This is a genomic window from Sphingomonas sp. (assembly GCF_025362505.1).
In the GTDB taxonomy this organism is placed as follows: domain Bacteria; phylum Pseudomonadota; class Alphaproteobacteria; order Sphingomonadales; family Sphingomonadaceae; genus Sphingomicrobium.
The window spans coordinates 66,907-73,752 of sequence record NZ_JANYGG010000067.1 but is presented as its reverse complement, the minus strand read 5'-3'; the positions used below and the strand labels follow the sequence as shown (position 1 = coordinate 73,752).

Sequence of the window (6,846 nt, the reverse complement as noted above, 5' to 3'; positions counted from 1 at the left end):
GAAAACTAACGAATATTGAAACTACTGCACAACGGCCATGCCTGACAGGAGTCAGGCAGATCAAGTGCGCGGAAGGCAACGCTCGTTGCGACCTATGTAACGACCCGTGGGTCAGCGCCAAGGATGATAATGGCTCGCGTTTCCCTGGGAGCGCTCCGCGAAGGTCCGAAGCACTGTCAATGGGAAGTCCTACAAATAGCTCGGAGGTCTGACCCGGATACAGGCAATCACCCGGTCTAAATTGACGGTCGCCCATCCACGTCTAAGGTTTGGTTTGGGTGGATTGCGGACGCCCCCACTTGCGCGGGCGCATCAGACGGTGTTGCTCTCGTGGAGACGCATGAAATGCGGTCACAAGATATCCATTTGTCACCACCAAACGCTTCCCCTCGAGTTTCTTTACCCGTCCTAACAGGCACCGAACTGCCCGCTCAAAGACTTGGACATCTTTTCTCCGCAAGAAGACTCCGTCCTCGACCTCAGAACCAATGGCCATGATTAAATCAATATCGCTCGGGAGAAGGCCTCGCTGGGCCATCCGCACCCCCGCGTGATTGGTAAGGGCGAGACTGGTCATTGCCCCGTCTCCGGTTTGTTGGCCCGTAGGAAGTTAGCAACCACATAGTCTTTGTCACTGGGCCGCTTTACCCAGACGTCGCGCCAAGCATCACGAGCGCCCCCTGTTACCTTCAACGCAAATTGATTCGGACTTTTCACCGGGTTTTGCTGATACATCAGCGTGTCGCCTTCGACCCGTGCATAAAAATACGTTCCGTCGTATCTAATCCTCAGCGTGGTCCCGGAAGGTAGAAAAAGGGACTTCCAACTGTATCCTGTTGCCGCTCCCACCAGCGGCGGCGGTGACAATATTTCATCCTTCCAATCAGCGTTGTCCATCCAGTAATCGAGTGCCGATCCAATGACTTCTATGGGGTCGCGAGAGCTATTTTTCTCTCGGAGAAAATCCACTAATCCGATGAAAGTGGAAGTCGATATTGGAACGCTGATGTCAGGCATGGGTGATCTCCAAATGAGACTCGACCCTTACAACCCCATTGTGCAAATCGCAACGGAAAAAAACACTATTGCCTGAAAAAGTGATTTGTTGAAGTTCCGATCGATCGGGCCGTAATGTCCGCAATGTGTCGGAGAGCGGAAATCCGAGAAGACGCAACACGGAGAGGCTTAGAAGTTTACAGCAATCGCTGAACGCTTTGATGTGTATGGGCTTTTTTCGGCGCCAGTTTACAGTGAAAGCCGCGCAAATCTGCGGAGATTCGTAGCTTGGAAGGCTTCTGCTCTACCATTGAGCTACACCCGCGGATCAAGCAGTTGGCTGGTCGATGAACGTCGATCGGCGACCTGCTTTTACAGCTCGAAAACGATTGGCATGGCAAATTGCCCCGGTCAACGGGGGCCGCACCATCCGGCTCCAACCCGACCGACCGACCGTGATAAACGCGCTCTTAACTGGCGTGGGCGCATGACGGTCGAATGATGTGGAGGATATCGCCGTTGGCGGTCTTGCGCGTGGCCGGCGCGGTGGCGCTTGTCGCGAGTTCGTCCGCACGTGCCGATTCCGGGGTCAACCTCTTCTCCGCCGACACGTTCCTGCTGACTGGCGACGTTCGCGCGGTGGCGGTGGACGGGGAGCGATCGTGGGTCGATGGCGCGTTCGGGAAACTGCGCTTCGGCGGGCGCGAGGACGGCGCAAGCTCGAACGGCCGGCTTCGCGCGAGCCTTGGGTCGGCCGATATCGTGTGGCAGCCCAAGCTTGGCTGGGCGCTGTCGGCCACCATCGTCGGCACGGTCCAGCAACGCGACCGGGTCGAGGCCGGGCTGTCCGAGGCTTACCTTGGCTTCAAGCCGCTGACGAACGGCCCGATCAAGTTCAGCGCCCGCGCCGGACTGATGTGGCCGCCGGTCAGCCTCGAACATGGCGGCCCCGAATGGGGGTTGCGCGACACCATAACGCCATCGGCGATCAACAGCTGGATCGGCGAGGAAGTGAAGTTCGTCGGCGCCGAAGCGACCGCGAGCGTCGCCGTCGGAGGCGGCAAGCTCGGGCTGACCGCCGCTCTGGTCGACGCCAACGATACCGCCGGCGCGCTGCTCGCCTTTCGCGGATGGGCGCTGCACGACCTCAAGGCGCTGGCGTGGCGCAAGGTTTCGCTGCCTCCGCTGGCGAGCGGAATCGAGCCCTACCAGCCGCCGTTCACCCACCCGCTCAAGGAGATGGATGGCGGGTTCCTCAAACGGCCGGGCTGGTATGCGCGCGCCGCGTGGCAGCTTCGCGCCCCGATCAAGGTCGAGGTCATCCACTATGACAATGGCGGCGACCCCGAGGCGGTCGACCAATATCTCGAATGGGGCTGGCGGACGCGGTTCGACAATGTCGGGGTAACCGCCACGCTCGGCCCAGCGACCGAACTGCGCGCGCAGGCGATGCGCGGACACACGGTGATGGGGTTCGTCGAGGAGGGGAGGCGACTGGTGGACATGCGGTTCCGCTCGGCCTTCGCGCTGATCACCCAGCGGTTCGGGGACAAGGCGTCGCTGTCCGCCCGGGGCGAGGCCTTCGCGACCCGCAATCATGGCTGCGAAGTCACGAGCGCCGACGACGAGCATGGCTGGGCGGTAACCGCCGCGGGCAAGCGGTCGCTGGGGCCCGACCTCTCGGCGCTGGTTGAATATATCCATATCGACAGCCGCCGCGCCGGCCGCGAACGCGTCGGCCTCGCCGCGCGCCAGGTGCAGAACCAGCTCCAGGGATCGCTGCGCATTCGCTGGTAGGCTTAAACGCTACGTTTACCGTGCCGCCATTATGGTGGCATTATGCAGCGTCTTCTTTCCGCGGTTGTAGCGACCTGGCTGTGGGCGACACCGCTCGCCGCCTCGACGCTGTATGTGCGCGTCGTCGACGGCAACGGCCGACCGGTGTCCGATGCGGTCGTTACGCTGAGGCCGGTCGGGCGCCCCCCCGTCGCGCCGCGCGCGGTCGCCAGTCAGGCGGTCGAGCAGCGCAACCTCCAGTTTCACCCGTTCGTGACGATCGTGCCGGTCGGGGGCACCGTCACCTTCCCCAATTTCGATGCGACGCGGCATCACGTCTACAGCTTCTCGGCGCCCAAAAGGTTCGAATTCAAGCTGTTTGCCCGCGACCAGTCGCGCAGCATCACGCTCGACAAGCCCGGGACGATCGCGATCGGCTGCAACATCCATGACCAGATGAGTGCTTTCCTGTTCGTTACCGACACGGCGTGGACCGCGCGAACTGGCAAGGACGGCAGCGTTACCTTCCGCGACGCCCCGGCCGGGCCGGTGACGATCAAGCTGTGGCATCCGTTCCTGCGGGCGCCCGACGCGACCGTCAGTCGCCAAGTCGCGCTCTCCGCCGCCGCCCACAGCGAAAGCTTCGCCGTCAAGCTGCGAGCTCCGCCGATGCACGACATGGGCGGCTATTGATGGCCCTTCTGCCGGAGCTCCAGTTCCGGTCGCTCAGCACGCGGCTGGCGGTGCTCTACGCCGGGTTGTTCGCCGGCGTGCTGTTCGCAGTGTCGGCGCTGTTCAGCATCTCGGTCCAGGAGATCGCGCGGGTCCAGGTGGCGCGCCAGCTGGTCGCGAGCGGCGCGGTCTACGACCGTCTGTGGCAGCAGCGCACGCGCCAGATGCAGGACGCGGCGCAGTTGCTCGCGCGCGATTTCGGCTTCCGCGAAGCCTCGGCGACGGGCGATTCGGCGACGGCGGCCTCGGCGCTCGCCAATCTGAAGGGAAGGCTCAACGCCAATCTCGCTGTCGTGATCAGCGCCGACGGCCGGGTCATCGGTATCGAGCAGCCGGCCCTGCGCCGTGACATCGCCCGCCTGTGGGACGCGCTCGACAGCGGCCAGATGTCGGGCGTCGCGGCGATCGGCGGCAGGACCAGGCAGGTCGCGGCCGCACCGATCATGGCGCCGACCCTGACCGGCTGGATCGTGTTCGCTTCGGACATCGACGCGCGCGAATTGCGCGGACTCGAGAAATTGTCGGCGATCCCGCTTCATGCCGGGGTGATTGTCAGCGCCGGGCCCGGACGATGGCGAGACGCGGCGGATGGCTCGCTGCTCGCCGGTGACGTCGCCGCCCCGGTCGCGGACAGCCTCGACAAGCATGAAGCGTTCAACGCGTCGATCGGCGGCACGGCTTCGATCGGTTTCGCCAAGTCGCTGCCGGCGATGGTCGCCGGCGACCGCGCCGCGCTGCTGCTGAGCTATTCGCGCGCCGAGGCGCTCGCCGCCTATCGCCCGGTGCAATGGGCGATGGGCCTGATCGCGCTGCTCGGGCTGATCGTGGTGATCGTCGCGACGTGGCGGACCGCGCGGCGGATTACCGAACCGCTCGAGCGGCTCGACGAGGCGGCGGAGCGGCTCGCCGAGGGCGATTATCGCCAGCTTGCGGTCGAAGGCCGCGACGAGCTGGCGCGGCTGGCGAGCGGCTTCAACCGCATGGCACGCGAGATCGAGGAACGCGAGCAGCGCATCACCCACCTCGCGTTCAACGACGTGCTGACCGGGCTTGCCAACCGGTCGATGTTCCACCGCCACGTCGACCTGCTGCTCGAACGCTCGGGTTCGGGCGATTTGCTCGCGCTGCTGTGCCTCGACCTCGACCATTTCAAGACGGTCAACGACACGATGGGGCATGGCGTCGGCGATCAGTTGCTCGTCGCGCTGGCGGCGCGGCTGCGCGAAACGGCGCGCGACTGTTTCGTCGCGCGGCTTGGCGGGGACGAATTCGTCGTCGTCCAGCCGCTCGTCGCCGGGCGCCTCTCGGTCGATCGCCTCGCGCAGGAACTGATCAAGGCCGTCGCCCGCCCGATCGAGCTCGAGGGTCAGCAGATCACCCCGTCGACCAGCATCGGCATTTCCTTCTCGCCCGACGACGGCATCGATGCCGCGACGCTGCTGCGCAACGCCGACCTCGCCTTGTATCGCGCCAAGGCCGACGGGCGCGGCACCTACAGCTTCTTCGAGGAAAGCCTCAATGCCCGCGCGCAGGAGCGGCGGCAGGTCGAAAGCGACCTTCGCCTGGCGATCGTGCGCGGCGAGTTCGAGCTTCACTTCCAGCCGTTGTTCGACCTCGAGAAGGGCCTCATCGGCTCGTTCGAGGCGCTGATCCGCTGGAATCACCCGACGCGCGGGCTGGTCTCGCCGCTCGATTTCATCCCGGTCGCCGAGGACACCGGGATGATCGTGCCGATCGGCGCGTGGGTGATGCGCGAGGCGTGCCACCAGGCGGCGAGCTGGCCCGACCATGTCCGGGTCGCGGTCAACGTCTCGTCGGTCCAGTTCCACCGCAGCGGACTCAGCGAGACGATCCTCGGCGCACTCGCCGCGAGCGGGCTCGCGCCGCACCGGCTCGAGGTCGAGATTACCGAATCGATCTTCCTCGAGGGCAGCGAAGCGACGTTGAAATTGCTCCACTCGCTGCGGTCGCTCGGCATCCGCATCGCGCTCGACGATTTCGGCACCGGCTATTCGAGCCTCAGCTACCTGCAGAGCTTCCCGTTCGATAAATTGAAGATCGACCGCAGCTTCATCCAGGCGCTGCTGACCCGGCCCGGCGCAAGCGCGGTCGTCCGCGCGATCACCGACCTCGCCCGCGCGCTCGGGATGGAGACGACGGCGGAGGGCGTCGAGGAAACCGCCCAGCTGGCCGAACTCTACGCGCACGGCTGCTCGTCGGTGCAGGGATTCCTGCTGAGCAAGCCGATCGCCGCCGGCGAGGTCGCGGCGCTGTTCAGCGAGCCTGGCAGCTTCGGCGCGACGATCGAGCGATCCGCACGGACCGCCTGAGCCGGCCCCCGCCAATCCGGAACGACTCCTCCGCTGAACGATTGAATCGGCTCCAGAACCAAGGAGCCGATTGAACCGGCTCCACAACCAAGGAGCGATCATCCGATGGCAGCGCGTCCGGCATGGCGGGGACAGATCAGGCTGGCACTGGTCGCGATTCCGGTCGAGATTTACCCGGCGACCAAAAGCGGCGCGTCGATCGCCTTCCACCAGATCCACGAGCCGTCGGGCAAGCGCGTCAAATATGAGAAGGTCGTGCCCGGCATCGGCCCGGTCGACACCGACGAGATCATCAAGGGGTTCGAGGTCGCGAAGGGCGAATATGTCCTGCTCGAGCCCGAGGAGATCGAGAGCGTCAAGCTCGAGAGCCGCAGGACATTGGAGCTAACCCAGTTCGTCGATCTCGCCGACATCGACGCGATCTATTACGACAAGCCCTATTTCGTGGTGCCCGCCGACGATCTGGCGGAAGAGGCGTTCATCGTGCTGCGCGACGCATTGCGCGCGGCGAAAAAGATCGGGGTCGGGCAACTTGCGATGCGCGGGCAGGAATATGTCGTCAGCCTCAAACCGTGCGGCAAGGGCATGGTGCTCGAGACGCTGCGCTACTTGGACGAGGTCAACAAGGCCTCCTCCTATTTCCGCGAGATCGGCGATGCCGAGCCCGATCCCGACCTGCTCGAACTGGCCGGCACCTTGATTGCGAAGAAGGCGGGGACGTTCGACGCGTCGGAATTCCACAACCGCTACGTCGATGCGTTGCGCGGCCTGATCGAGGAGAAACGCCGCAAGAAGGGCGAACTGGTGATTCAGGATCCCGACGACGGCGGCTCGGCGAAGGGGTCGAACGTGATCGACCTGATGGCGGCGCTGAAGAAGAGCCTCGGCGGGGCGGACGAAGAGGTCCCGGCGAAGAAGCCCGTGGCGAAAGCCAGGGCGGCACCGGCGAAAAAAGCATCGGTAAAGACGGCGCCGGTCAAGCCCGCACCGGCGCGCAGGCGGGCCTGACCCG

General features: G+C 64.5%; 5 protein-coding genes. 4 read left to right on the top strand and 1 reads right to left on the bottom strand.

Going from position 1 to position 6,846, the window contains the following annotated elements; translation table 11 throughout:
- Positions 1 to 573: 573 nt before the first annotated feature.
- Positions 574 to 1,017 (bottom strand): hypothetical protein, encoded by a 444-nt coding sequence (locus tag Q0R27_RS06545; RefSeq protein WP_293942532.1) that lies wholly within the window; start codon positions 1,015 to 1,017, stop codon positions 574 to 576.
- Between the two features lie 498 nt (positions 1,018 to 1,515).
- Between Q0R27_RS06545 and Q0R27_RS06540 the strand changes: the two genes are divergently transcribed.
- The 4 genes from Q0R27_RS06540 (at position 1,516) to Q0R27_RS06525 (ending at position 6,842) form a co-directional block, all read left to right on the top strand.
- On the top strand, positions 1,516 to 2,793 hold the full coding sequence (locus Q0R27_RS06540) for a hypothetical protein (protein WP_293942530.1): 1,278 nt from the start codon (positions 1,516 to 1,518) through the stop codon (positions 2,791 to 2,793).
- Positions 2,794 to 2,835: 42 nt separating this feature from the next.
- Complete coding sequence (locus Q0R27_RS06535) at positions 2,836 to 3,465, top strand: methylamine utilization protein (RefSeq protein ID WP_293942528.1); 630 nt, start codon at positions 2,836 to 2,838, stop codon at positions 3,463 to 3,465.
- Positions 3,465 to 5,834 carry an EAL domain-containing protein gene (locus Q0R27_RS06530; RefSeq protein WP_293942526.1) on the top strand — a complete coding sequence of 790 codons (2,370 nt, stop codon included), beginning with the start codon at positions 3,465 to 3,467 and terminating at the stop codon, positions 5,832 to 5,834. The genes Q0R27_RS06535 and Q0R27_RS06530 overlap by 1 nt, the downstream gene beginning before the upstream one ends.
- 105 nt (positions 5,835 to 5,939) lie before the next feature.
- Positions 5,940 to 6,842 carry a Ku protein gene (locus Q0R27_RS06525; RefSeq protein ID WP_293942524.1) on the top strand — a complete coding sequence of 301 codons (903 nt, stop codon included), beginning with the start codon at positions 5,940 to 5,942 and terminating at the stop codon, positions 6,840 to 6,842.
- Positions 6,843 to 6,846: the final 4 nt, after the last annotated feature.